Here is a 26,160-nt window from a genome sequence, read left to right on the forward strand (position 1 = left end):
TTGTCAGTGGGCGAAGTGACGTGCACCTGTCAGGTACAGCGTGATGCCGGCATCGTGTGCGGCACTGATGACCTCGTTGTCGCGGATCGAACCACCCGGCTGCACAACGGCTTTGACTCCCCCGTCGATCAACACCTGGAGACCGTCCGGGAAGGGGAAGAAGGCGTCGGACGCCCCCACGCTGTTCATTGCTCGTTCGCCGGCTCGCTTGACTGCCAAGTGGGCCGAATCCACCCGGTTCACCTGGCCCATCCCGACGCCGACCGACGCCTGATCACTGGCCAGCAGGATCGCATTCGACTTGACGGCGCGGCATGCGCGCCAGGCGAACACCAGATCGGCGAGGGTCGAGTCATCAGCCGGGTCACCGGCCACCAGCTGCCAGTTCTCGGGCGAATCGCCAGTCGCGTCGAGGATGTCGCGCTGTTGCACGAGCAGCCCGCCCGACACGGGACGCAGTTCCAGGCCCGCGCGTTGCGGGGGCTGCGCGAGAAGCACACGTACGTTCTTCTTGCGGGTCAGCACCGAGAGTGCGCCGTCCTCGAAACCGGGCGCCACCACCACCTCGGTGAAGATCTCGGCGACCTGCTCGGCCATCTCCATACTCACCGGGCGGTTGGCGGCGATCACACCGCCGTATGCACTCACCGGGTCACAGGCATGCGCCTTGCGATGCGCAGCTGCGATGTCGTCGTCGACCGCGATGCCACAGGGGTTGGCGTGCTTGATGATCGCGACGGCAGGTTCACCGAAGTCGTACGCGGCCCGCCACGCTGCGTCGGCGTCGGTGTAGTTGTTGTAACTCATCTCTTTGCCGTGCAACTGTTCGGCCTGGGCCAAACCGGGGGCTTCGGAGCCACCGACGAACAGCGCCGCGGACTGGTGCGGGTTCTCGCCATACCGCAACACCGACGACCGTTCCCAGCTCTTACCGATCCACGTCGGCAACGAGCCTTCGGGTTCGGGCGCCACAACCGAACTCATCCACGAGGCCACAGCCACGTCGTAGTCGGCGGTGTGTCGAAATGCCTTCGCCGCGAGCGCTTGCCGTTCGGTCAACGTGAAGCCACCGTCAGCGACCGCGGTCAGGACCGTCGCGTAGTCCCCCGGATCCACCACCACCGCCACCGATGGGTGATTCTTCGCGGCACCGCGCACCATCGACGGACCGCCGATGTCGATCTGCTCGACGCATTCGTCCGGACTCGCGCCCGATGCCACCGTCTCGGTGAACGGGTACAGGTTCACCACCACCAGCTCGAAGGCCTCGATGCCGAGTTCCTTGAGCTGGTCGAGGTGGTCGGGTTTGCGGGTGTCGGCGAGGACGCCCGCGTGCACCCGGGGATGCAACGTCTTGACCCGGCCCTCGAGGCATTCCGGGAAGCCCGTCAGTTCGGAGACCTCGAGCACCGGTACACCGGACTCGGCGATCTTCTTCGCGGTCGAGCCGGTCGACACGATCTCGACGCCGGCGGCGTGCAGCCCCTCGGCGAGCTCCGCGAGCCCGGTCTTGTCGTACACGCTGACCAGTGCACGTCGAAACGGTTTGCGCTGCAGGTCACTACTCACGGAATGTGGGCCTTTCGTCCTTCGATGACAACACCTTTGGTGGCAATCGAACGCACAACCGCTACCAGCAGCACTCGCTCGACCATCTTGATTCGTTCGTGCAACGTGATCTCGTCGTCGCCTGGGCTGATCGCGACGGGCGCCTGGGCGAGTATCGGGCCGGTGTCCACCCCGCCGTCCACGAGGTGGATTGTGGAACCGGTGACCTTGACGCCGTGCTCCAATGCGGCGGCCACAGCATGCGCGCCCGGGAACGAGGGCAGGAGTGCCGGATGCGCATTGATCGTCCGGCCGCCGAAACGTTCCAGGAAGTGCGTGCCCAGGATCTTCATGAACCCGGCGGACACCACCAGATCGGGGGCGTAACCCGCGACCGTGTCGGTGAGTCGGCGGTCCCATTCGGTGCGGTCGCCCTCCAGGGGCACCACCGCGGTGGGCGTACCTCGCCGGCGCGCGGATTGCTCCGCAGGACAGTCGCGGTCGCAGATGACCGCCGCCACGTCGGCTGGATACTCGTCGTCCTCTGCGGCGTCGAGCAGGGCCGATGCCAGGCTGCCGGCGCCCGACGCAAGGATCACGACGGTCACCGGTGTGGCTGACGGCATGGCGTCCAGGGTGATTCTCCTCGAACTCGGTGGGGCGTAGCCGGGTCCGCCATCTGAAAACAGGACCTCGGGCGGGCGGCTGCGTCGCTCGGACCGAGCCTAATGGCCGCCGATTCAGCGGGTGCGCCGGGTACCGAAGTCGTCGGTCGACACCAGTTCTTCGCCTTCGGCGGCGTCGATGGGCTCGTCGACCACCACACTGCCGGTGTCGTCCCATACCTCGTCCAGGGCCCAGTCCTCCGGGTCCCAGCCGTCCACGATCACCTCGGGTCGGCCCGGCTCCGGCGAGAACTCGGGGTCGTGGTCGTCGTCGAGCGGGGTCTGTTCGTCGACAGGGACGAACTCGATGGCTGCTTCGTCGACCACCGGAATCGACTCGACGCCCTCGTCGTCGGTGTCCGAACGGCCGTCTTCGCCACGGTCGTCGTCGTAGTAGTCATCGTCGATGATGGTCGACCGGGCGCGGCGTCTACTCGGCAACGCGCTGTACACCAGGGCCGTCACCGATCCGATCACGGCGATCCACCCGAACATGAACACTCCGGCCACCGGCAGGTTGGCACCGACCCTGCCCAGAACGCCCAACTCGCCACCAGCCAGCACGCTGGCGATCACCAGGAAGAGTGATGAGGTCGCGGCGGCGACCACCACCATCCGGATGTTGCGTAGCAGCGAATCGTCCAGACAGAGCCGGCCCACGAAGAGCGCTGTGCCCGCGATCCCGATCAGCAGCAGCGCTGTCCAGTGCCCGGCTCCACCATCGGGAAGCGCGGCGAGTACCGGCAGTGGCGGAACCTGACCGCCCTGTGATCCGAACAGGTCGACGGTTGCCCCGCCGACGGCCACCGGCGCACCGACCAGGGCGCCAGCCGCACCGATCACCATGTTCGGCAGGTACAGGATGGAGAGCAACGTCAGCCCGAGACCGCCGATCCAGCCGTTCCCGGCCGCGAGCAGGTCGCCGGCGACCGACCAGTTGATCACCAGCCGCACTGCCACCACCATCGCGCCGAGCGTCATGAGTGCGTTCACCGCAACGACCCCACAGCGAAGTCCTTTGAGGACCCAGTCGGCAACCCCGGCGCGCACGACCAGGGTGGACCACCATTTGAGGCCCACGCCGATCCCGGCGCCGACTGCATGGACTGCGAACGTGCAGGCGAAGGCCAGCAACGCATCCGGGCTCTGGATGGTCATCACGGTGGATGCGTCCATCACCACCGCCAGGGACAGGATGGTGGCGAGCAGGGGCCCGCCGATGGCCGAGAGGATCACGGCCGTCACCTCGCTGTGAGGACGGTCGACATCTGTTGCCCGCGTGGTGGCCCGTGCCACCGCAGCCACCATCAGCAGGGTCGGGGCCAACGGCAGGACCCCGATGGTGACCTCACCGATCGTGAGTGGGATCTGATGGATGCCCAGCCACATGGACGCAACGGTGGCAGGCAGACTGCCGAGCCCGTCACCGACCGCCACAAGGGTCAGCGCGGCGATGACAACCAGGATCGCGAGCGTGATCGCAGTGGTCCCGAATGCCAGGCGAACAAGTGCCCGTGCCGAATCCGCGGCGCCCACCTCGTCGGCGCGGCGGGTCCGGCGCATCTCACGCAGACGCGCGGCGAGATTTTCCGCTGTAGAGCTGGCCACCCTTGTCAGGGTGTCATTTGCCCGGCGAACAGATGGTCAGGCGCGCCGAGCGGTCGGCAAGACGAGCGGCCTCCCGTGCGCCCGTGCGGTGGCAGCCGTCACGGACATACGAAAAAGCCGGCCACCACACATCGTGTGGTGGCCGGCTCGTCCTGACTGGTCCTGACCTGGACCGAAGTGCTTGCTCAGCGCTCCGGCGACTTGAACTGCATGGTCTGGTCGCCGTAGGGGTTCTGCTGATCACCCGACGGCGCCGACGGGGCCTCGTACGGCGCGGAAGCACCGGGCTGAGCGCCGAAGCTGCTGGTTCCCGGAGCCGACGACGGCGTACTCGGCTGACCTGGACCCGTGGACGGCGACGACGGGCTCGACGGGACCACCGTGGTGGCATCCGACGATCCGGCAGGCCCGGAATCGGACTTGCCCAGTCCGATCGAACCCGAGTCGGTGCTTTGCTGCCCGTAACCCGACTGCGCGTAAGGATTGCTCTGACCGGGCGCAGCCTGGTGACCACCGGAATGCTGGTCACCTGAGCCGGCAGCAGTGGCTCCGCTGCTCTGGCCGTAGGAGGAGGCCGCGCCGTATCCGCCTGCCTGGCCGTATCCGGTGCTCTGGTCGCCTGCCTGGCCGTAGCTGGTGCCCTGGTCACCGGTCAGGCTGCTGTTCGAATGCTGACCTGTGCTGGTCGACGCGGTGTCCGCGCTGGCGTTCGAGGCGCCAGAACCGGCGGTCTTGATGATCCCGGCCTCGGTGAGGAGCCACGCGATGGCGACGGCAGCCTGCAGGACGGCGAAGACGATCGCGAGGATGAAGCCGATTCCGGCGTCGATGTCACCCTTGGTGAAGAACTGGAACAGCAACACCAGCGCGCCGATGACCGACAGCGCCGCAACGATTCCGCTGAGCTTGGCATTCTGCCGGAGGAGCGCCGTGGTGAGCGCGATGAGACCGGCTGCCCCGAGGAGCGCGATGGCCGTGGGGAGTCTGAGGAACAGATTGTTCTGGTCGACGTCGAAGCCTTCGGCGTCGAATGCAGGCGCGAAGCCGAGGAAGAAGTTGATCAGGCCCAATGCGCCGACGGCATAGGCGAGGTACTTCGCCAGATCGGCGGGCAGACCCTTGGGCCCCTGTGACTGGCCGTAACCCTGCTGTCCGTAACCCTGTTGTCCATAGCCTTGCTGGGCGTATCCCTGGGCCGGCTGCTGGCCGTAACCCTGCTGACCGTATGGCTGCGACGGTTGTCCGTATCCCTGCTGACCGGCGGGCTGCTGACCGGCGGGCTGCTGGCCGTAACCCTGTGCGGGCTGGCCGTAGCCCTGGCCGTAACCGGGATTCTGCGCCTGCTCGCCACCGGGCTGCTGGCCATAGCCGGGGTTGTACGACGGCTGTCCTGATTCGTGCTGCCCCGCGCCGGGGTACTGCGAGCCCTGGTACGGCTGCTGCGAACCGTAGCCGGACCCACCGGGTTGATAGCTCATGTTCACTCCTGCTGTTGAGGGTGTTCGTCCCGCGTGCTGCTCGGCGGATTTATATGTCGCGCCTTACGCTAGTACATCCACTGGTGACGACAACCGTTGATTTCGACTGCGACAACAAACGGACTACGTCACTTCCAGCTGTGTTCGCGGCCCTGTTGTCGATACCAATCGAGCAATTCCGGTGCGTCCACCGACCGTGGGTCCACCGCGACATCGGCGCGACCAGCCAAGATCGCGGTCACCGGTACCTCCAGCTTCTTGCCGGTCCGGGTGTGTGGGATGCCCGGTGCCACGATCACCTCGTCGGGGACGTGTCGCGGCGACAGCCTGCGCCGGATGTCCGAACGCACCTGCGCGACGAGTGATTCGTCGAGGGACGCACCCGGGGTGAGGGTGACGAACAACGGCATCCAGTACGCGCCGTCGGGGCCGTCGACCCCCACCACGAATCCCTCGGCGATCTGGTCGATGCCCTCTACCACCTCGTAGATCTCGGCCGAGCCCATCCTGATCCCGTTGCGGTTCAACGTCGCGTCACTACGACCGTGGATGATGATCGATCCGCGTTCGGTGACGGTGACCCAATCGCCGTGTCGCCACACGTGTGGACGAGGGCCGGCGGCCCACTGATGATCGAAATACGCCTTCCGGTAACGCTCCCCGTCAGGGTCGTTCCAGAACCCCACGGGCATGGACGGCATGGCGGTGGTGATCACCATCTCCCCGACCTCGCCGATCAGCGGTTCGCAGTGCGCACTCCAACTGGCCAGCTCGACACCGAGATACCGCACCGACAGCTCGCCCGGCACCACCGGGACACCTGGCGAGCCACCTGCGAAGGCGGTCACCACATCGGTCCCGCCGCTGATCGAGGACACCGGAATGCCTTCTCTCACATGCTGATCGACCCAGATGAACAGATCTGCCGCGAGCGTGGACCCGGTGCTGCCGATGGTACGTAGCGCGCTGAGGTCGTGATCGGCGCCGGGATGGAGCCCGGCCTTGCGTGAGGCCTGCAGCTGTCCGGGACTGGTACCGAAGTAGGTGACCTTCTCCGATTCGACCAAGCCCCACAGCCTGTCCGCATCCGGATTGAGTGGGTGGCCGCTGTAGCAGATGATCCTGGCACCCACCAGCAGTCCGGCGACCTGGTAGTTCCACATCATCCAGCTCAGGGCCGTCTGCCAGAAGAACACGTCGTCGCGGTTCATCGCACCATGCAGCCCAACGGCTTTGAGGTGTTCGAGCACCACACCACCGTGGCCGTGCATGATGCCTTTGGGCTTTCCGGTGGTGCCGGAGCTGAACAGCACCCAGAGCGGATGGTCGAAAGGTACCGGTTCGGGCTTCAGGTCTGCCGGACGGCGTGCGGCGACGGAGAACTCGACGGCTCCGTCGGCCGAATCCGCATGTTCCGGGTCGGGTTCGGCGGTACGCACGACCAGCTGCCCGGTCAGCGTCGGCAGCATTCCGGCCAGCTCCGCACTGTCGCCGCGTTTGTCGATCCACTTGCCGCCGTAGTGATAACCGTCGGCCCAGATCATCACCACCGGATCCAATTGGGAGAAGCGGCCGGCTGCACCGGCCGGCGCGTAGTCCTGGCCGCAGCCGGAGAACACTGCCCCGAGCGAAGCGGTGGCCAGGAACGCGATCACGGCCTCGGGCACATGCGGCAGGTAGGCCACCACCCTGTCGCCTCGCCCGACGCCCATCTCACGCAATGTCGCTGCAACACCGGCGATCTGCTCCGGCAACTCACTCCACGTGATCTCGGTACGGCGGCCGTCCTCGCTCAGCCCCACGATGGCGACGCCGTCCTGGTCGGTGTGCGACAGGATCTGGTCGACATAGTTGAGCGAGACGTCCGGGAACCACCGTGCACCCGGCATCTCGGGATCGCGCAGTACATCGGAGTCGGCGTCGCCGAGCGTGCTACCGCCGGTTGCTCGCACGCCGAAGTGGTCCCACACCTCGCGCCAGAACTGCTCGGGCCGGTCCACCGACCACTGCCACAGCTCGTCGTACCCGTCGAACGTCAGTCCGCGGGCAGCACCGACCGCCCCGGCGAACTCGTCCATTCGACTCATCGGCCGATTCCGAGGATGTCCAGGGCACTCTCCCGCATCTGGATCTTGCGGATCTTGCCCGTGACCGTCATCGGAAACGCTTCGACCACGTGGACGTATCTGGGGATCTTGTGCCGCGCGATTTTTCCGTCGGCGAACGCACGGAGATCGTCGACGGTGAAATCGCTGACACCGTCACGCAATTGCACCCATGCCATCAGCTCCTCGCCGTATTTCTCATCCGGCACCCCGATGACCTGGGCGTCGAGGATGTCGGGATGGGTGTACAGGAACTCCTCGATCTCGCGGGGGTAGATGTTCTCACCGCCGCGGATCACCATGTCTTTGATGCGGCCCGTAATTTGGACATAGCCGTCATCATCCATGACTGCCAGATCGCCGGTGTGCATCCAGCCGTCGCCGTCGATGGCCTCGGCCGTCTTGTCGGGCTGGTTCCAGTATCCGATCATCACGCTGTAACCACGGGTGCAGAACTCGCCGACGTCGCCGCGGGGCACGGTGTCCCCCGAGACCGGGTCGACGACCTTGATCTCCAGGTGTGGTGCAACCCGGCCGACGGTGCCCACTCGCCGGTCGAACGTGTCATCGGAGCGCGTTTGTGTCGACACCGGCGACGTCTCGGTCATGCCGTAACAGATGGACACCTCCGACATGTGCATCTTGTCGATCACCTGCCGCATCACTTCCGCCGGGCACGGCGATCCTGCCATGATCCCGGTGCGCAGGGAGCTCAGGTCATTGGTGTCGAAATCGGCCAGCGCGAGTTCGGCGATGAACATCGTCGGAACGCCGTACAAGCTCGTGCAGCGTTCGCCCGCAACAGCTTCGAGCGTCTTGGCGGCGTCGAATCCTGGTGCCGGTATCACCATCGCCGAGCCGTGGGTGCTGGCCGCCAGGTTCCCCATCACCATGCCGAAACAGTGGTAGAACGGGACAGGGATGCAGATCCGGTCCTGGTCGGTGTAATTGCACAGCTCCCCCACCAGATAACCGTTGTTGAGGATGTTCCGGTGGGACAGGGTGGCACCTTTGGGATTACCTGTTGTGCCGGAGGTGTACTGGATGTTGATCGGGTCGTCGGCCGTCAGCGTCGACGCGATGTCGTCGAGTGCGGACAACTCTGATTGCGTTGCGGTCGAGAGCAATTCGGACCATTCGTCGGAACCGAGCAGCACCACCGATGCGAGGTCGGGGCAGTTGTCGATGGCGGTGGCGAGCATCCCGGCGTAGTCGGCGTCGCGGAACCGCGGTGCAGCGATCACGGTGCGCGTTCCCGACTGTTGCAACGCGAACTCGATCTCGGTCTGGCGGTAGGCCGGGTTCAGGTTGACGAGGATCAGACCCGACTCCGCCGCCGCGTACTGTGTCAGCACCCATTCCGCACAGTTGGGGGCCCACAGCCCGATTCGATCGCCCGGCGCCAGGCCACTGCGTACCAGCCCGGCAGCCAACGCACGCACCTGATCACGGAACTCGCGGTAGGTCCATCGACGACCCGTCGGAACGTCGACCAGGGCCTCGTTGTCACCGAATCTCTCGGCGGTCTGTCGCAACGACTCCCCGATCGTGACGGTGAGCAGCGGCGGTTGCGGCAGCCCCTCTGCGTGCGAGGGCTCAGGTGTTGCCATGAATTGCGCTCCTAGTGTGATTCGGCGCGGCGCATGATCGCCTCCGCCTGTCCCAACAGGGGTGAATCGATCATCTGCCCGCCAACCTGGAAGACCCCGCCGGTGTTGTCTTTGTCGGCGCTCAAAATTTGTTCCGCCCAACGGATCTCGTCGTCAGTGGGCCGGTAGGCCGCTCGAATGATGTCCACCTGCGAGGGATGGATACATGCGGTGGCCTCGTAGCCGAGGTTCACCGCGTCGAGCGCCTCTGCGTGTAGACCGTCGGTGTCGGCGATGTCGATGTGGACCGAGTCGATGGCGAAGCGCCCGTGGGCGGCGCAGGCCAGCCGGACCATGCCGCGAACCTGCCTGACCACGTCTCGATAACGTCCGGTGTTGGTTTCGCCGGTGCTGAACCGGCTCGACCGCCCGCCCATGGCGGCGACGAGGTCTTCGGCTCCCCACATCAGCCCGATGCAGTTCGGCGCCGAGGCGATCTGCTCCACGGCCAGGGCCCCGGCGGGGGTCTCGATCAAGGCGATCACCTGGTACCCGACCTGTGACAGATCCTCGGCGGTCTCACTCTTGGAGAGCATGACAACCCGGTACGCCGTCTGCGCGAGGGCTTTGAGGTCGCGGTAGTGGTCACCGGTGCCGGCGGCATTGATCCGCACGATGGTGATGTTCGGGTCGATCGGGTTGTTGATCAGTGCTTCGCGAGCGGCCTCGCGTGCCTCGGGGCGCACCGCATCCTCGAGGTCGATGATGACCGCGTCGGCGCGCTCTGCAGCTTTGGCATAGCGCTCGGGACGATCTGCGGGGCAGAACAGAATGGCCGGTCCGGGCGGACTCCAGTTGGTCACCGGTGCTCCTCCTATGTCTCGGTGCGCCACCTGTCTGGACCTCACGTGGCGCGCTTGCGCACGAGCGTGGACCGCTGAGCTACAGCAACCACGTCGCCGTGCTGGTTTTTTCCGATGTGACGCAATGACACCACGCCCTCGCCGGGTCTGGATTTGCTTTCCCGTTTTCCCGTGCATTCGGTCTCGGCATACAGCGTGTCACCGTGGAAGAGCGGTGCGGGGAACGCGATCTCCGAGAAACCGAGGTTGGCCACCAGGGTTCCTTGCGTCAATTGGCTCACCGACAATCCGACGATCGTCGAGAGTGTGAACATCGAGTTCACCAGGCGCTCGCCACCGAACCCCGGTTGTTCGGCGGCGTATGCCGCGTCGAGATGCAGTGCCTGGGTGTTCATGGTCAGGGTGGTGAACAAGACGTTGTCGGCCTCGGTGACCGTCCGCCCTGGCCGGTGCTCGTACACCGTGTCCACCTCGAACTCGTCAAACCACAAGCCGCGCTGGGTGACCCGACGTGGTTGCGGCGAGTCCCCACCCTGGCGGTCTTCCGGCTCGTTCACGCCGGTCATGCGAAGCCCAGCTCGCGCGCAATCAGCATCAACTGCACCTCGGTGGTGCCCTCGCCGATCTCCAGGATCTTCGAATCCCGGTAATGTCGTGCCACCGGATACTCGTTCATGAAGCCGTAGCCGCCGTGGATCTGTGTGGCCATGCGTGCGTTGTCCATGGCCGCCTCGCTGGAGACCAGCTTGGCGATCGCCGCCTCCTTCTTGAACGGTTTGCCGGCGAGCATCTTCGACGCCGCGTGGTAGTACGCGGTGCGCGCGGTGTGTGCGCGAGCCTCCATCCGGGCGATGGCAAACGACACCGATTGGTATTCGCCGATGGCCTTGCCGAATGAGCGACGTTCTTTGGCGTACTTCACACTCTCGTCCACGCAGCCCTGCGCCACACCGGTCGCCAACGCCGCGATCGCGATTCGTCCCTCGTCGAGGATGGACAGGAAGTTGGCGTAGCCGCGGCCACGTTCACCGAGCAGGTTCTCTGCGGGCACCCGCGCGTCACCGAAACTGAGCGGGTGGGTGTCCGACGCGTTCCACCCGACCTTGTTGTACGCGGGCTCGACGGTGAAACCCTCTGTGCCGCTGGGCACGATGATCGTCGAGATCTCCTTGCGGGCCGATCCGTCCGGCCCCGGTGACCGTGCCCCGGTGACGGCGGTGACGGTGACCAGCGAGGTGATGTCGGTGCCGGAGTTGGTGATGAATTGTTTGGCCCCGTTGATGATCCACTCGTCGCCGTCCTGCTTGGCCGTGGTGGCGGTGGCACCCGCATCCGAGCCCGCGCCCGGCTCGGTGAGCCCGAACCCTGCCAAAGCGCGGCCGGCAACCAGGTCCGGCAGCCACTTCTGCTTCTGCTCTTCCGTACCGAACCGGTAGATCGGCATGGCGCCCAGACCAACACCGGCTTCGAGGGTGATGGCCACCGACTGGTCCACCTTGCCGAGTTCCTCGAGCGCCAGCGACAGCGCGAAGTAGTCCCCTCCCATCCCGCCGTATTCCTCGTCGAACGGCAGTCCGAACAGGCCCATCTCCCCCATCTGGCGCACCACCTCGTACGGGAAGGTGTGTTCGGCATCGTGTTTGGCCGATACCGGGGCAACCACCGACTGTGCGAAGTCGGCCACTGTCCTGCGCAGTTCGTCGTATTCGACCGTCAGGTCGTCGGTGATGGTCATGTGGGATTCCCTTCCGAGTGGTCGATGATCGTTGCCAGCCGTTGGCCGCTGGTGACCTTGTCGCCGACGTCGACCACAACCGACAGGTCACCGGCACGTGGAGCGGTCAACGTGTGTTCCATCTTCATCGCCTCGACCACAAGTACAGGCGTACCGGCCTCGACCGACTCGCCTCCTGGGTGCAGCACGGCGACGACGGTTCCCGGCATGGGACTGGTGATCTCCCCGAGTTCCTCGGCATCGGTGGACGACCGCAGGATCTTCGACTCGGCGATCTCCCAGGTACCGGCCGGGCCGCTGACCCAGTAATGCCCCGGGCTGTCGGTCCGGTGGCCTGCAGCCGGTTTCGGTGGCGCTTGCACGATCAGCCATCGCGACGTCATGCCGTCGAGGGTGAGTCGCTCGCCGGACACCGATGCTGTGGCCGTCCGGTCACCGATGGTGACGCGGGCGTCGGTTTCCGGGCCGGTCACCGCAACCGTCACCACATCGTCTCCGACCTGCAGGCGTGTTCTCGTAGGCGCTGCTCCACCGATGCGCCAGCCGACCTGCGAGGTCCACGGTGTCTCACCGCTGCGACCGGTTCGCACCCGATGAAGCCCGACCAATGCCAGTGCCTCGAAAGGGGGCGGGGGTTCGAGGTAGTCGACAACGAGGCGGTCGAGCAGCTCGGTGTCGAGCTCAGCGGCCCGAACATCGGGCTGGTCGAGCACGTGGCGACAGAACCCGATGTTGGTGCGAACGCCGAGCACGTGGGTGCGCGCCAATGCTGCATCCAGACGGGCGATGGCATCGGAGCGATCGTCGCCGTGGACGATGACCTTTGCGAGCATGGGGTCGTAGTCGCTGCCCACCACATCGCCGGTGACGATGCCCGAGTCGACCCGGACACCGGGGCCGGCGGGTTCGTCCACGAGCAACAGGGACCCACCGGTGGGAAGGAATCCGGCAGCAGGGTCTTCGGCGTACACCCGGGCTTCGATTGCGTGGCCGGTCATCGTCACGTCATCCTGGGCGAAATCCAGCTTGTCCCCCCGGGCCACCCGCAATTGCCAGTCGACCAGGTCGACGCCGGTGACCATCTCGGTGACCGGATGTTCCACCTGCAGACGGGTGTTCATCTCCATGAAGAAGAACTCGTCGGGTTTGTGTGCCGAGACGATGAACTCCACCGTCCCGGCGCCGGTGTAGCCGACCGACCGCGCCGCGTCGCAGGCCGCCGCGCCGATGCGGGCACGCGTGGCGGTGTCGAGCAGCGCCGAGGGCGCCTCCTCGATGACCTTCTGGTGTCGTCGCTGGAGGGAACATTCGCGCTCACCGAGATGCACCACGTTGCCGTGGGTATCGGCAAGGACCTGAACCTCGATGTGACGCGGGGTGTCCACAAACCGTTCGAGAAACAGCGTGTCATCGCCGAATGCCGCCTTGGCCTCGCGCCGGGCGGTCCGCAGCGCGGCGGGAATGTCAACCGGATCGGTAACCCGGTGCATCCCTTTGCCGCCACCGCCCGCGCTCGGTTTGATCAGCACCGGGAACCCGATGTCGGACGCTGCCGCGATCAGGTCGTCGTCGGTGAGCCCGGGGCGGGAGATGCCGGGAACCACGGGGACGTCGCGGGCCGATACAGCCTCGCGCGCGGCGATCTTGTCGCCCATGATCTCTATCGCCCCGGCCGGTGGCCCGAGGAAGACGATCGACGCCTCCGCCAGGGCACGTGCGAATGCCGCGTTCTCCGAGAGGAATCCATAACCGGGATGCACTGCATCGGCGCCGACACTTCGCGCGGCAGCGATCACCGCGTCGATCTTCAGGTAGCTCTCGGTCGCGGCGGCCGGGCCAAGTCGGACCGCCTCGTCGGCCATGGCCACATGCAGCGAATCAGAATCTGCGTCCGAGTACACCGCAACGCTGCGGACTCCCGCTTGCCGCAAGGTGCGGATCACGCGGCAGGCGATCTCCCCGCGGTTGGCGACCAACACCGTGTCTATCTGTTTCATCACCACATCACATCCGAAAGACGCCGTAGGACACCGGCGCGAGCGGTGCGTTGCGCGCAGCGGCAAGCGCCAGCCCGAGCACGGTGCGGGTGTCGGCGGGATCGATCACGCCGTCATCCCATAGCCGTGCCGTGGAGTAGTACGCGTCCGATTGTGTTTCGAACTGCTCGCGGATCGGCGCCTTGAACTGTTCCTCATCCTCCGCAGACCACTCCTGACCACCACGCTCGATCTGGTTGCGCCGCACCGTCGCCAAGGTGTCGGCCGCCTGCGGTCCACCCATCACCGAGATGCGGGCATTGGGCCACATCCACAAGAATCGTGGCGAGTAGGCACGCCCACACATCGAATAGTTGCCGGCACCGAACGATCCACCGATCATCACGGTGAACTTGGGCACCCGAGCACAGGCCACCGCGGTGACCATCTTGGCGCCGTTCTTGGCGATCCCGCCCTGCTCGTATTCCCGTCCCACCATGAACCCGGTGATGTTCTGCAAGAACACCAGAGGAATCTTGCGTTTGTCGCACAGTTCGATGAAATGCGCTCCCTTGAGCGCACTTTCACTGAACAACACGCCGTTGTTGGCGATGATGCCGACAGGGTGGCCATGGATGTGGGCGAATGCGGTGACCAGCGACGTCCCGTATCCCGCCTTGAACTCATCGTATTGACCGGCGTCGCAGATGATCTCGATCACCGCGCGAACGTCGTATGGGGTACGAGCATCGGTGGGGACCACGTCGTAGAGATCGGTCTGCGCCGCAACAGGGTCGCGAACCGGCTGCACATCCCATTGCGGGGGCTCGGCCGGTCCGAGCGTGGCGACGATCCGCCGGACCCGTTCGAGCGCATCCTCGTCGTTGTCCGCGAGGTGGTCGGTCACCCCGGACACGGTCGAATGCATCAGTCCGCCACCGAGGTCCTCGGCGCTTACATCTTCTCCGGTTGCGGCCTTCACCAGGGGCGGCCCGGCGAGGAAGATGGTCCCCTGATCGCGCACAATCACTGTCTCGTCGCTCATGGCCGGCACGTAGGCACCGCCGGCTGTGGACGACCCGAGCACGGCCGAGATCTGCGGGATACCTGCGGCACTCATGTTGGCCTGATTGAAGAAAATCCGCCCGAAATGGTCGCGGTCGGGGAAGACCTCGTCCTGCTGCAGCAACATCGCACCGCCGGAGTCCACCAGATAGATACACGGCAACCGGTTCGCCGCCGCCACCTCCTGGGCTCGCAGGTGCTTCTTCACGGTCACCGGGTAGTAGGTGCCGCCCGACACCGTCGCGTCGTTGGCGATCACCACGCACTCACGTCCGGCCACCCGCCCGATGCCCGCGATCACGCCCGCCGCCGGCGCCTTGCCGCCGTACATGTCCTCGGCTGCCAGTGGGGCGATCTCCAGGAACGGACTCCCGGCATCGAGAAGCGTGTCGACCCGGTCACGAGGCAGCAGTTTCCCGCGGTCCAGGTGTCTGGCCCGCGCCTTCTCGCCGCCGCCCTGGGCCACGCGATCCAGTCGGGCACGCAGAGCCGCCACGTTGGCTTCATGCGTTGCACGCCACCGGGGTGCGGTTGCGGTCGTGGACACCGGCGTCCACCGCCTTTCAGTTAGGAACGATTAACTGAAGTCACTGTAAGTGCTGGCAGGCCCATTGTCACGCGATTGGCGACATCGCGGCCGAAGTTTCACCGATCCCGTCCACCTCCGCGCACACGGCCCGTCTCGGATTTCCTCGCACGCCACATCTGTCGTGACCCGCATCACAGGTTGACGTACGATCGCGTTACCGAAGAACAAGCTCCGACCCACCACCCCCGGGTCGGCACAACACCATAGAGAGCCGGGTAAACAGCCATGACCCTCGTTACGCAGAACCACCACGACGGCGACCACGACCGCGATCCTCTGGGCGGAGCAGCCGCTTCCGTCGAGTCCTTCTCACTCGACGACCGCTACACCCGCGAGTCCGGGACCGTCTACCTCACCGGCATCCAGGCACTGGTCCGGATGGTTCGTGACCGGGCCCGTCTCGACCGCAGGCAGAATCTGCGCACCGCGTCCTTCATCTCCGGCTACGAGGGTTCTCCGCTCGCCGGTTACGACCTCGAGATCGCCCGTCGCGCCAAGTACCTCGACCCCTTCGACGTGGTGCACCGCCCAGGACTCAACGAAGAGATCGCCGCGACGTCGGTGATGGGTTCGCAGGTGGCGGCCCAGGTCGGGACACTGTCGAACCGCGGAGAGAACAGTGCGCTAGACGGCGTCGTCGGCTACTGGTACGGCAAGGCCCCAGGCCTCGACCGGGCCACCGATGCCCTCCGGCACGCCAACATCATCGGCACCCACCCCACCGGCGGTGCAGTCGCCCTGGTCGGCGATGATCCGGGTGCCAAGAGTTCCACCGTCCCCTGCGCCTCCGAAATGGCGCTGGCAGACCTGTACATGCCGATCCTCTATCCCGCCGACTCCCAGGACATCCTCTATCTCGGAGTCCACGCCGCGATCATGTCGAGGGTGTCCGGCCTGTGGACGTCGATGAAGATCTCCGCCCATGTCGCCGACGGGGCATCCACCGCCGATGTGCACCCCGACCGCATCCTCCCCATCTATGGCGATCTCGGCACCAGTCCACACGTCCCGAGCGGAAAGCTGTTGGGCGCCAACCTCATGGAGCTCGAACAGAACCAGCTGACGATCCGTCTGCCCCGCGCGATGGAGTACGCACGCATCAACAGGCTCAACCGGATCGTCTCGCGCACCCCGGACGACAGGATCGGCATCGTCGCGGCAGGCAAGACCTACCTCGACGTCCGCGAAGGACTGCGACTGATGGGGATCACCGATGCCGACCTGGGCCGCCTGGGCATCCGGATCCTGAAGATGGGCATGGTGTACCCGTTCGAGCGCGAGATCATGACCGAGTTCATCGCCGGACTCGACGAGGTCATCGTGGTCGAAGAGAAACGGGACTTCCTCGAAACGATGATGCGCGACATCCTGTTCCGCCGCCCGGATGTGCCGAACATCGTCGGCAAGTCCAACGAAGACGGATCCACCCTGTTCTCCCGCTTCGGCGAACTCGACATCGATTCGGTCACCCGCGGTCTCGCGAACCGACTCGCCCGTCACCACCAGGTCCCCGAAGCGAAGAACTGGCTTGAGACCAGCGGCCGCAGCCGGGGCCGCATCGAACTACCGCTGGCAGTGCGCAGCCCGTACTTCTGTTCAGGATGCCCGCACAACAGCTCCACCAAGGTCGCTGACGGAACCCTGGTGGGCGCCGGGATCGGTTGCCACGCCATGGTCTTGCTGATGGACCCCGACCAGGTCGGCGACATAGCCGGAGTCACTCAGATGGGCGGCGAGGGTGCGCAGTGGCTGGGAATCTCTCCATTTGTCGACGAGAAGCACTTCGTGCAGAACATCGGCGACGGAACCTTCATGCACTCGGGATCGCTGGCGTTGCGTTCGGCGGTCGCCGCCGGGTCGAACATCACCTACAAGCTGCTGTTCAACGGCACTGTCGCGATGACGGGTGGACAGAACCCGGTCGGCCAGATGGACCTGCCGCAGATCACCAAATTACTTCTGGCCGAGAGGGTTCGGCGTGTGGTGGTCACCTCGGACGATCCGATTCGCACCCGTTCCCTGCAGCTACCGCCCGGGGTCGAGGTGCGCAGTCGCGACGACATGATGCAGATCCAGCAGGAGCTCGCGGCCATCGAGGGTGTCACCGTACTCATCCACGATCAGCACTGCGCAGCCGAGAAGCGCCGGGGGCGCAAGCGCGGTGAGCAACCGACTCCCACCACCCGCGTGATGATCAACGAGCGGATCTGCGAGGGGTGCGGCGACTGCGGCGAGAAGTCCAATTGCCTGTCGGTACATCCGGTGTCGACGGAGTTCGGACGCAAGACCCGGATCGATCAGAGTTCGTGCAATCTCGACTTCTCGTGCCTCAAAGGCGATTGCCCGTCGTTTGTCACGATCACCCCGGGCGAGGCCGCTCGGGTTCGCCACACGGTGCCGAACATCGACGCCGACGTATTGCCGACTCCCACCGCCACCAAACGGATCGACGACGGATTCACCCTCCGGGTCACGGGTATCGGCGGCACCGGGGTTGTCACGGTGTCCCAGGTGATCGCCACCGCAGCCGTTCTCGACGGGCACGTGGCACGCACGGTCGACATGACCGGGCTGGCGCAGAAGGGCGGTGCAGTGGTGAGCGACGTCAAGGTCAGCTCGGGCGTGGTGGAACAGGCGGCGAAAGTCGCGTCGGGTGACTGCGACCTCTACCTGTCGTGCGACGGACTCGTCGGCGTGGACCCGGCGAACCTGAAGGTGGCCTCACCCCTCAAGACCACCGCCATCGTCTCCACCACCAAGATCCCGACAGGCGCGATGGTCATCGACACCTCGGTGTCCTACCCCAGCGATGCACAGATCGCGTCGTCCATCGACCGGTCGGTGCAGCGAGGCATCTACCTCGACGCCGGTGAACTCACGCTCGAACTCTTCGGGGACGAGCAGTACGCCAACATGCTCCTGGTGGGTGCGGCATTCCAGTCGGGAGCCATGCCGATCACGGCCGAATCGATCGAGCGTGCCATCGAGCTCAACGGCGTTGCCGTCGAGCGCAATCTGCAGGCGTTTCGCCGGGGCCGGCAGATCGTCGCCGATCGCGAGGCGGTCAGATCTGCTGTTGCGGCCGCACACCCGGCGCCCGCGCCATGGCAGCCCAGCACACGGGCCATCACTCTCACGCGGTCACTGGACAGTGGGAGCACCGACGTTCTGGGCACGGTTCGCCGCCGGATCGATGAACTGATCGACTACCAGAGCGTCTCCTACGCAACCGATTACGTCCGGTTCGTCGGTGACGTTGCATCAGCCGAAGGCCAGGCCGAGGTGGGCGGCCTCACCGACGCCGTGGCGCGCAACCTGTTCAAACTGATGGCCTACAAGGACGAGTACGAAGTGGCACGTCTGACGCAGGACCACCAGTTCGCAGCCGAGGTGGCCGACCAGTTCGGTGAGGACGCGAAAGTTGCTGTTCGCCTGCATCCGCCGACTCTTCGGTCGCTGGGCATGCGCAAGAAGATAGCCATCGGCGCCTGGGGCACGCCGGCGCTGAAGTCACTGGCGAAGGCCAAGCGCCTGCGTGGCACCAAGTTCGATCCGTTTGCGCGTGCCGAGGTGCGCGAGACCGAGCGGGCACTGATCGTCGAGTATCGCGAACTCATCACCCGGTTGCTGGCCGCCTTCGCGGACGGCCGGCTGACCGCCGACAACATGGCGGCGGCTGTTGCGGTGGCCGAGCTGCCCGACATGGTGCGCGGATACGAAGACATCAAGATGCGCAACGTGGCCCGGTACCGCGAAGCAGTGGCCGAACACATTGCGGCACTGAACATCTGACCAGCACGCACCCCAGGCGGTACGCGAGGACGCTCCAGAAGCACGTGGGCGTCCTCGCGTTCTGTCACCTCTGGTCAGCGGTGCCGCACCATCGGTCACGAACTCAGCAGAGCCGCGTGAGCCATCCGAGCGAGGATCACGTGCAGACGCCGGGCATCCAGATCCGGGAGTCGCGGCGAGGAATTGATCAGTCCGAACACGGCCTGAACCCGCGTCCGCGCCTCCTGCCGGGGTATCGAGCCATCGAGTTGGATCAGCGTGTCGGCCCACAGTTCGACGTACTGCCGCTGCAGCCGTCTGACCGTGCGGCTGGCTTCGGAGGCGAGTGACGAGAAATCCCGATCCTGCACGCGGATCAGCTCGGGCTCGGTGGTCGCGAACCGTACGTGGAAGTCGATCAGACCGTCCAGTGCTTCGTCGGGTCCGTCGGTCGAGGCGACCACCCGTTGGCCGCCGTCGAAGAGCCGTTCCGAGATGCTGATGAGCATCTCGGCCAGGACCGCGTCTTTGCCCGTGAAGTGCCGGTACATCGCCGGACCGCTGACACCCACCGCGGCGCCGATGTCTTCGAGACGGACCCCCGCAAATCCTCGCTCCGCCATCAGACGTGCGGCTGCGGCCAGCAACTCCCGCCGCCGCGCAGCCTTCGCCAGACCCCTGCGTGTGACCGGAGCGGGTCCGGACGGGGTTGTTGCCGACGACTCGTGGACGTCAGCATCCGCGGGCTCCGCGGGCCCGTCAGGAGTTCCGGCTGCAGTGGTCATCGCCTGCTGAGGTTACCCGCCCGACCCAGGGGCCGGGAACGGGTTCGCCCAGCGGTCACGCCGCACGTCAACGATGCAACGCGCGCCTGGCCAGCCGGTTCCCGAGCCACTGACCCAGTTGCACCAACACGATCAGCATCGCGATGACCACCACGGTGAGCTTCCAGTTGAATTGCTGATAGCCGTACTGCTGGGCGAAGTCGCCCAACCCCCCGCCACCGACGTATCCCGCCATCGCGGACATGTCCACGATCGCGACGAAGATGAACGTGTATCCGAGCACAAGCGGCGCAAGGCCTTCCGGGATCACCACCGTCAGCAATGTGCGCAGCCGGCTTGTACCCATCGCACGTGCCGCCTCCACCACACCCGGGTCGACGGCCACGAGATTCTGCTCCACCACGCGCCCGATCACGAACACAGCCATCACCGTCATCGGGAATATCGCTGCCTCGGTACCGATCCTGGTGCCCATCACCTCTTTGGTGAGGGGTGCCATGGCCGTGATGAAGATGATGAACGGGATCGGCCGAACGATGTTGACCGCCACGTTGAGCAGGTTGTAGACAACCGTGTTGGCAAGAAGATTGGTCGGGCGGGTGGCGTAGAGCAGGGCACCGAGACCCAGCCCGATGACGCCGCCGATCACCAGCGTGAAACCCACGAGCTGGATGGTCTGGATGACCGCGTCCCACAGGATCGGCCGAAGCTCAGGCGTGATGATGTCGCCGAGGAACACCGGTTACACCTCCTCTTTCACCGGGTGTTCGGTGACGTCGGTCAGTTCGCGGAGGTCCGCAAGCGCTGCGTCGATCTCCCGGTTGTCACCCTGCAGCGCAAATGTCAACGACCCGAACGGCCGCCGGGACAGCTCGATGATCCCGCCATAGACCACCGTGGCCCGGACGCCTGGCCGCGCCAGGGCTCCGGTGACATCGACCGTGCCGGAATCGGTTTCCCGTACCGCAACGGTCACGAATCGACCGCTGTGGCGCGAGCGCAACCTGACGAGCGTCTCCCCCGACGGCGCATCACCGACCGCCGAACGCACGAGGCGTTGCGTGATCGGTGATGCGGGCCCAGAGAACACGTCGTACACCAGCCCCTGCTCGGCAAGCCGCCCCGAATCGAGGACGACCACCCGGTCACAGATGTCACGCACCACGTCCATCTCGTGGGTGATGACCACGATGGTGGTGCCCAGCTCGCGGTTGACCCGTTTGAGCAACCCGAGGATTTCCGCTGTTGTGTCCGGGTCGAGTGCACTGGTGGCCTCATCGGCCAGCAGGATCTTCGGTGACGTCGCCAGTGCGCGTGCGATTCCCACCCGCTGCTTCTGTCCACCGGACAGCTGCTGCGGGTACTGACGGGCCTTGTCACCGATGCCCACGAAGTCGAGGAGCTCGGTGACGCGAGCGGCCCGCGCAGACCGCGTCATGCCCGAAACCTTCAGCGGGAACTCGACATTGCCCGCAACGGTGCGCGACGAGAACAGGTTGAACTGCTGGAAGATCATGCCGATGTCCCCGCGCACGCGGCGCAGCTGGCGTTCACGGGCTCGGCTGATGTCCTCGCCGTCGATCAGGATCTGCCCCTCGTCGGGGGTTTCCAAACCATTGATCAGCCGAACCAGGGTGCTCTTACCGGCACCTGAGTATCCGATCACGCCGGTGATGTCGCCGCGGGCGATGTCCAGGTCCACCCCGTCCACCGCGACGAGCTGTTTGCCTCCTTTGCCGCGAAAGCGCTTGGTGGCGCCCCTGAACGAGATGGCAGGTTCGTCAGGCACCGCTCGACTTCACCTGCTCCTGGAGTTCGACGGTGAGCTGCTGCAGTTCGGACGCGGGGTTCGTCTTGAAGACCCCGCTTGCGCCCAGGTCCTTTTTCGCCGCCGCTTCCACCTCGGGGTCGTGGTAGAGCGCGGCCAACTTCAGGTAGTCGGCGTTGTTCTTGTCTTCGTCGCGTGCGACGAAAGCGTTGATGTACGGCTTGGCGATATCGCTGTTCGGGTCGTCTTGAGCGATCACCTTGTCCGCGCCGAGATTTGCCGACGTCGCATAGTTGTTGTTGACGATCGCGGCATCCACGGAATCAAGGCTCTGGGCGGTCTGGCCGGCGTCGACCGCGGTCACCTTCACCTTCGATGCACCCTCGTTGATGTCGGCGAGGGTCGAGAACGCGGACCCGCCGTTCTTCAGGGAGATCAGACCGGCCTGCTGCAACACCAAGAGTCCGCGGGCCTGATTGGTTGGGTCGTTCGGGATCACCACGCTCCCGCCCTGCGGGATCTCGTCCAAGGACGCGTGTTTGGTCGAGTACAGCGGCAGAGGATAGACGGCCGTTGCCCCGATGGGCACGAGGTTCTGATTGTTCTTGGCGTTGTAGGTGGCGAGGTACAGCAGGTGCTGGAACTCGTTGAGCTGGAGTTCTCCCTCGGCCAGCGCGGGATTGGGCTGGTTGTAGTCGGTGAAGTTCACCAGCTCGACTTCGATGCCCTCATCGGAAGCCTTCTGCTTGAACACATTCCAGTAGCTTTCACTGGCGTCGGCGACACCGATCTTCACCGTGTTCGAGTCGTCGCTGCCGCACGCGGCCATCCCCAGGGCCAGCAGGGGCAGAACCAGTAGCAGGGCAAGCCTTCTCAAACGCATGACAACCCGTTCCCTTCGTCTCACGGCCGAGGCGGCCGAGCACATGAGCGACCGTCCGGCGGTCGCGCGTAGTGACTGTAACGATGAGAGACAACACGAACCGGAAGTGCATCGGCGACACCAGGCAGACGAAAGCCGTTGACCTGCAGTATTTCCGAGCCAGGAGTTAAAATCCGGCAGATTTTATGGGATCACACTGTTCGAGCGGCTCACCACGCGTAGATGACCCGACTACGCAGCACGATGTCCTGCACCGAACGGCGCCGTCTGTCCACGGCAACCCACAGCAGGCCGACCGGGAAGGTGGTGTAGAACATGGCACGTAACAACGCGCGGACCGGACCGAGTCGACCACCCCTGCGGTTGACCACCTCGAGGCCCATCGCGACCGAACCCACTGTGCGTCCCGACACCGTCCAGCAGCCCGCGAGGTAGGCGACCGCCACCACATACGATGCCGCAGCGGAGAACAGCACATTCGGATTCGGCGGCTCGAGGTTCCCGCTGGTGAACAACAGCCCGAGCAAGAGCGCACCCAGGTAGAGGATTCCCAGGATCGCGGCGACCGCCCCGACATCGAGGACCGCGGCAACACCACGGCTCACGATGCCGGCCATCCTGCTCTCGAACTCGTCCCTGCCGGTGTGGTGGGGTTCGGCGACCTCACGCGCCTTTTCGGTCATCCGTTGTCCGCCGGGACGTCGGTGGCGGCGCCGGACCGCTCGCCAGGCTTGTCGGGAACACGTCGGTGCACCTCGATGATCACCTCGGCCGGAGGTGGTGTTCCGTTCAGGGAGCCGGCGTCGGGATGCCGGCCGTTTCGGGCCGGCGGCTCGACTGGGCGGGCAGTGCGCTTGCCGTCGTGACGTCCGAGCAGTCGTCCGACGACCCCTGCCACCACGTCGTCGGCGCGTGCCCCCTGTGTCCGGACGTCTTCGAGCACACCGGTTGTCAACGTGGTGGTCGAGTCACGAACAATGGCTTGGAGATCGACCCCGTCGATGATCTGATTCGCCAGTTCGATGAGATCGAGACGCCCGATGATCGCGTCGACGTCGATCTTCGCGGCGACCGCGTCGATGTCCACGCCGGCAACGGCACGGTCGAGGTCGACGGTTTCGATGATCCTGTCGATGTCCACGCGGTCGAGAATCGCGTCGATGTCGATCCGAGCCGCGATGCGGTCCACGTCGATCCCCACGGCGATCCGATTGAGGTCCACGTGCCCACGCACCAGTTCGGTGAGGTCGACCTCGATGACCAGCGCATCGATCACCTCTCGGATGATCACCTTGAGCGACGAACGCGCGACCACAATGGCCGCAGCGAGCGCGCGTTCACCCAGCGCGACAACATCTTCGGTACGCCGTTGCAGCACACCGCCGACCACCGGGACACGCACCGCAAGCGAGTAGGCCGAGCCGGCCGTTCTCACCAATCCGTCCAGCAGTGGTCCACCGGTCATGCGCGCGCTTCTTTCACTCGCCGTGATTGAGAACACTACTCGCCGCGCGCGCCGCCGAACCCCCTAACTTGCGGGGTTGATCGCGTGTCTGCCTGGATGTTCGTCGAGCACCCACACCAGATGAGAGTGCGGACAGCACAAAGCGCCGGTCCCATCGGAGAGAACCGGCGCTTCGTGTTCGGTCGGTTTACAGGCTCTTGTAGAGCTCGCGTGCGAGTTCGGCGGTTTCGGACGGCGTCTTGCCGACCTTCACCCCGGCCGCCTCGAGTGCGTCCTGCTTGGCCTGAGCCGTTCCCGAGCTTCCGGAGACGATGGCACCGGCATGGCCCATGGTCTTGCCTTCCGGAGCAGTGAAGCCCGCGACGTACCCGACGACCGGCTTGGAGACGTTGGCCTTGATGTAATCGGCCGCCCGCTCCTCCGCGTCGCCGCCGATTTCACCGATCATCACGATGACCTTGGTGTCGGGGTCCTTCTCGAACGCCTCGATGGCATCGATGTGCGTGGTGCCGATGACCGGGTCACCGCCGATGCCGATCGCGGTGGAGAAGCCGATGTCGCGCAGCTCGTACATCATCTGGTAGGTCAGCGTTCCGGACTTGGAGACCAGACCGATGGGACCGGTGCCCGCGATGTTCGCCGGGGTGATGCCCACGAGCGACTCGCCGGGGGTGATGATGCCGGGGCAGTTCGGACCGATGATCCGGGTCTTGTTGCCCTTCTCCACGTTGTAGGCCCACGCGTATGCGCTGTCCTGCACCGGGATGCCCTCGGTTATGACCACGAGCAGAGGGATCTCCGCATCGATGGCCTCGATGATCGCGTCCTTGGCGAACTTCGGCGGCACGAAAGCGATCGACACGTCGGCGCCGGTCTTCTCGATGGCCTCGGACACGGTGCCGAACACGGGCAGCTCCACGCCGCCGTCATGGCTGACGGTGGTGCCGGCCTTGCGGGCGTTGACGCCACCGACGACCTTGGTGCCTGCTTTGAGCATCAGAGCGGTGTGCTTGGTGCCCTCACCACCGGTGATGCCCTGAACGATGACCTTGGAATCTTTGTTCAGAAAAATCGACATTGATCTGCTGCTCCTACTTGCTCGCCAGTTCGGCGGCCTTGTCGGCGCCACTGTCCATGGTCTCGGCGAGCGTCACCAGAGGATGATTGGCGTCGGCGAGGATCTTGCGGCCTTCTTCGACCTTGTTGCCGTCGAGACGCACAACCAGAGGCTTGTTGGCATCGTCGCCGAGCTTCTTCAGCGCACCGACAATGCCGTTGGCAACCGCGTCACATGCGGTGATGCCACCGAATACGTTCACGAAAACGCTCTTGACCTGCTCGTCGCCCAAGATGACGTCGAGTCCTGCGGCCATCACCTCGGCAGAGGCACCGCCACCGATATCGAGGAAGTTCGCCGGCTTGACGCCGTTGTGCTTCTCTCCGGCGTAGGCGACCACGTCGAGCGTGGACATGACCAGTCCGGCACCGTTGCCGATGATGCCGACCTGTCCGTCGAGCTTGACGTAGTTGAGGTCGTTCTCTTTTGCCTTGAGTTCGAGCGGGTCGGTCGCGTCCTTGTCTTCGAACGCCTCGTGGCCGGGCTGGCGGAAATCAGCGTTGGCGTCGAGGGTGACCTTGCCGTCGAGAGCGAGGATCTGATCGTCAGGCGTACGGACCAGCGGGTTGACCTCCACCAGGAGAGCGTCTTCGTTGATGAAGACCTCCCACAGCTTCTGGATCGTCACGGCTGCTGCGTCGAGCACCTCGGCGGGCAGCTTGCCTGCCTCGGCGATGCTGCGCGCGAACGCGAGGTCGACACCCTTGACGGCGTCGACGGGGATCTTGGCGAGTGCGTCGGGGTTCTCCTCGGCGGTCACCTCGATCTCGACGCCACCTTCAACCGAGCACATCGCCAGGTAGGTGCGGTTGGTGCGGTCGAGCAGGAAGGAGATGTAGTACTCCTCGGCGATGTCGCTGGCCTCGGCGACCAGCAACTTCTTGACGACGTGGCCCTTGATGTCGAGGCCGAGAATCGATTCGGCATTTGCGACGGCCTCATCGACGTCTTTGGAGTACTTGACGCCGCCGGCCTTGCCGCGGCCACCGACCTTCACCTGCGCCTTGACCATCACGGGCTTGCCGATTTCTTCGGCAATCTGACGCGCGCCGTCGACCGTGTCGGTTACACGGCCGGCCGAGGTCGGCACCTCGTGCTTGGCGAAGAGCTCCTTCGCCTGGTATTCGAAGAGATCCATTCAGCTCACCAT

General features: G+C 65.2%; 20 protein-coding genes. 1 reads left to right on the forward strand and 19 read right to left on the reverse strand.

All coding sequences use genetic code 11. The features are described from left to right. Positions 1–3: 3 nt before the first annotated feature. The 11 genes from purH to KXR83_RS06185 form a co-directional block, all read right to left on the reverse strand. On the reverse strand, positions 4–1,569 hold the full coding sequence (gene purH, locus KXR83_RS06135; RefSeq protein ID WP_437424045.1) for a bifunctional phosphoribosylaminoimidazolecarboxamide formyltransferase/IMP cyclohydrolase: 1,566 nt from the start codon (positions 1,567–1,569) through the stop codon (positions 4–6). Then, positions 1,566–2,174: a phosphoribosylglycinamide formyltransferase gene (gene purN, locus KXR83_RS06140; protein ID WP_437424046.1), complete on the reverse strand. Its 609-nt coding sequence runs from the start codon at positions 2,172–2,174 to the stop codon at positions 1,566–1,568. Before purN ends, purH begins: the two co-directional genes overlap by 4 nt. 114 nt (positions 2,175–2,288) lie before the next feature. Then, the gene (locus KXR83_RS06145; RefSeq protein ID WP_437424047.1) at positions 2,289–3,821 is read right to left on the reverse strand and encodes a cell division protein PerM; all 1,533 of its coding nucleotides are present in this window, start codon (positions 3,819–3,821) and stop codon (positions 2,289–2,291) included. 185 nt (positions 3,822–4,006) lie between these two features. Then, a complete protein-coding gene (locus KXR83_RS06150; RefSeq protein ID WP_437424048.1) occupies positions 4,007–5,299 on the reverse strand; it encodes a DUF5336 domain-containing protein in 1,293 nt (430 codons plus the stop codon). A 128-nt stretch (positions 5,300–5,427) separates the two neighbouring features. Next, entirely contained in the window at positions 5,428–7,377 is a 1,950-nt protein-coding gene (locus KXR83_RS06155; RefSeq protein ID WP_437424457.1) for an acetoacetate--CoA ligase, read from the reverse strand. Positions 7,378–7,382: 5 nt separating this feature from the next. Continuing rightward, positions 7,383–9,014 (reverse strand): AMP-binding protein, encoded by a 1,632-nt coding sequence (locus KXR83_RS06160; protein ID WP_437424049.1) that lies wholly within the window; start codon positions 9,012–9,014, stop codon positions 7,383–7,385. A gap of 11 nt (positions 9,015–9,025) precedes the next feature. Continuing rightward, positions 9,026–9,856 (reverse strand): HpcH/HpaI aldolase/citrate lyase family protein, encoded by an 831-nt coding sequence (locus tag KXR83_RS06165; protein ID WP_437424050.1) that lies wholly within the window; start codon positions 9,854–9,856, stop codon positions 9,026–9,028. A 41-nt stretch (positions 9,857–9,897) separates the two neighbouring features. Further along, positions 9,898–10,422, reverse strand: a complete 525-nt coding sequence (locus tag KXR83_RS06170; protein WP_437424051.1) for a MaoC family dehydratase — start codon at positions 10,420–10,422, stop codon at positions 9,898–9,900. Beyond that, positions 10,419–11,591 carry an acyl-CoA dehydrogenase family protein gene (locus KXR83_RS06175; RefSeq protein ID WP_437424052.1) on the reverse strand — a complete coding sequence of 391 codons (1,173 nt, stop codon included), beginning with the start codon at positions 11,589–11,591 and terminating at the stop codon, positions 10,419–10,421. The genes KXR83_RS06170 and KXR83_RS06175 overlap by 4 nt, the downstream gene beginning before the upstream one ends. Then, on the reverse strand, positions 11,588–13,588 hold the full coding sequence (locus tag KXR83_RS06180) for an acetyl/propionyl/methylcrotonyl-CoA carboxylase subunit alpha (RefSeq protein ID WP_437424053.1): 2,001 nt from the start codon (positions 13,586–13,588) through the stop codon (positions 11,588–11,590). Before KXR83_RS06180 ends, KXR83_RS06175 begins: the two co-directional genes overlap by 4 nt. Positions 13,589–13,595: 7 nt before the next feature. Next, complete coding sequence (locus tag KXR83_RS06185) at positions 13,596–15,179, reverse strand: carboxyl transferase domain-containing protein (RefSeq protein ID WP_437424054.1); 1,584 nt, start codon at positions 15,177–15,179, stop codon at positions 13,596–13,598. 267 nt (positions 15,180–15,446) lie between these two features. On the opposite strand from KXR83_RS06185, the gene KXR83_RS06190 reads away from it, so the two are divergent. Then, positions 15,447–19,013: an indolepyruvate ferredoxin oxidoreductase family protein gene (locus KXR83_RS06190; protein ID WP_437424055.1), complete on the forward strand. Its 3,567-nt coding sequence runs from the start codon at positions 15,447–15,449 to the stop codon at positions 19,011–19,013. Between the two features lie 95 nt (positions 19,014–19,108). Here the strand turns inward: KXR83_RS06190 and KXR83_RS06195 are convergent, their stop codons facing one another. The 8 genes from KXR83_RS06195 to sucC form a co-directional block, all read right to left on the reverse strand. Continuing rightward, on the reverse strand, positions 19,109–19,777 hold the full coding sequence (locus tag KXR83_RS06195; protein ID WP_437424056.1) for a TetR/AcrR family transcriptional regulator: 669 nt from the start codon (positions 19,775–19,777) through the stop codon (positions 19,109–19,111). 67 nt (positions 19,778–19,844) lie between these two features. After that, entirely contained in the window at positions 19,845–20,516 is a 672-nt protein-coding gene (locus KXR83_RS06200) for a methionine ABC transporter permease (protein ID WP_437424057.1), read from the reverse strand. A 3-nt stretch (positions 20,517–20,519) separates the two neighbouring features. Then, positions 20,520–21,566 carry a methionine ABC transporter ATP-binding protein gene (locus KXR83_RS06205; protein ID WP_437424058.1) on the reverse strand — a complete coding sequence of 349 codons (1,047 nt, stop codon included), beginning with the start codon at positions 21,564–21,566 and terminating at the stop codon, positions 20,520–20,522. After that, positions 21,559–22,428, reverse strand: coding sequence for a MetQ/NlpA family ABC transporter substrate-binding protein (locus tag KXR83_RS06210; protein ID WP_437424059.1), 870 nt, complete (start codon positions 22,426–22,428; stop codon positions 21,559–21,561). Before KXR83_RS06210 ends, KXR83_RS06205 begins: the two co-directional genes overlap by 8 nt. A gap of 209 nt (positions 22,429–22,637) precedes the next feature. Continuing rightward, the gene (locus KXR83_RS06215) at positions 22,638–23,111 is read right to left on the reverse strand and encodes an RDD family protein (RefSeq protein WP_437424060.1); all 474 of its coding nucleotides are present in this window, start codon (positions 23,109–23,111) and stop codon (positions 22,638–22,640) included. Continuing rightward, entirely contained in the window at positions 23,108–23,893 is a 786-nt protein-coding gene (locus KXR83_RS06220) for a hypothetical protein (protein WP_437424061.1), read from the reverse strand. The genes KXR83_RS06215 and KXR83_RS06220 overlap by 4 nt, the downstream gene beginning before the upstream one ends. Positions 23,894–24,080: 187 nt before the next feature. Continuing rightward, positions 24,081–24,971 (reverse strand): succinate--CoA ligase subunit alpha, encoded by an 891-nt coding sequence (gene sucD, locus KXR83_RS06225; RefSeq protein WP_023962683.1) that lies wholly within the window; start codon positions 24,969–24,971, stop codon positions 24,081–24,083. A 13-nt stretch (positions 24,972–24,984) separates the two neighbouring features. Beyond that, positions 24,985–26,148 carry an ADP-forming succinate--CoA ligase subunit beta gene (gene sucC, locus KXR83_RS06230; RefSeq protein ID WP_437424062.1) on the reverse strand — a complete coding sequence of 388 codons (1,164 nt, stop codon included), beginning with the start codon at positions 26,146–26,148 and terminating at the stop codon, positions 24,985–24,987. Positions 26,149–26,160: the final 12 nt, after the last annotated feature.

It is taken from the genome of Williamsia muralis (assembly GCF_051487485.1).
Classification (GTDB): Bacteria; Actinomycetota; Actinomycetes; order Mycobacteriales; family Mycobacteriaceae; genus Williamsia; species Williamsia muralis_B.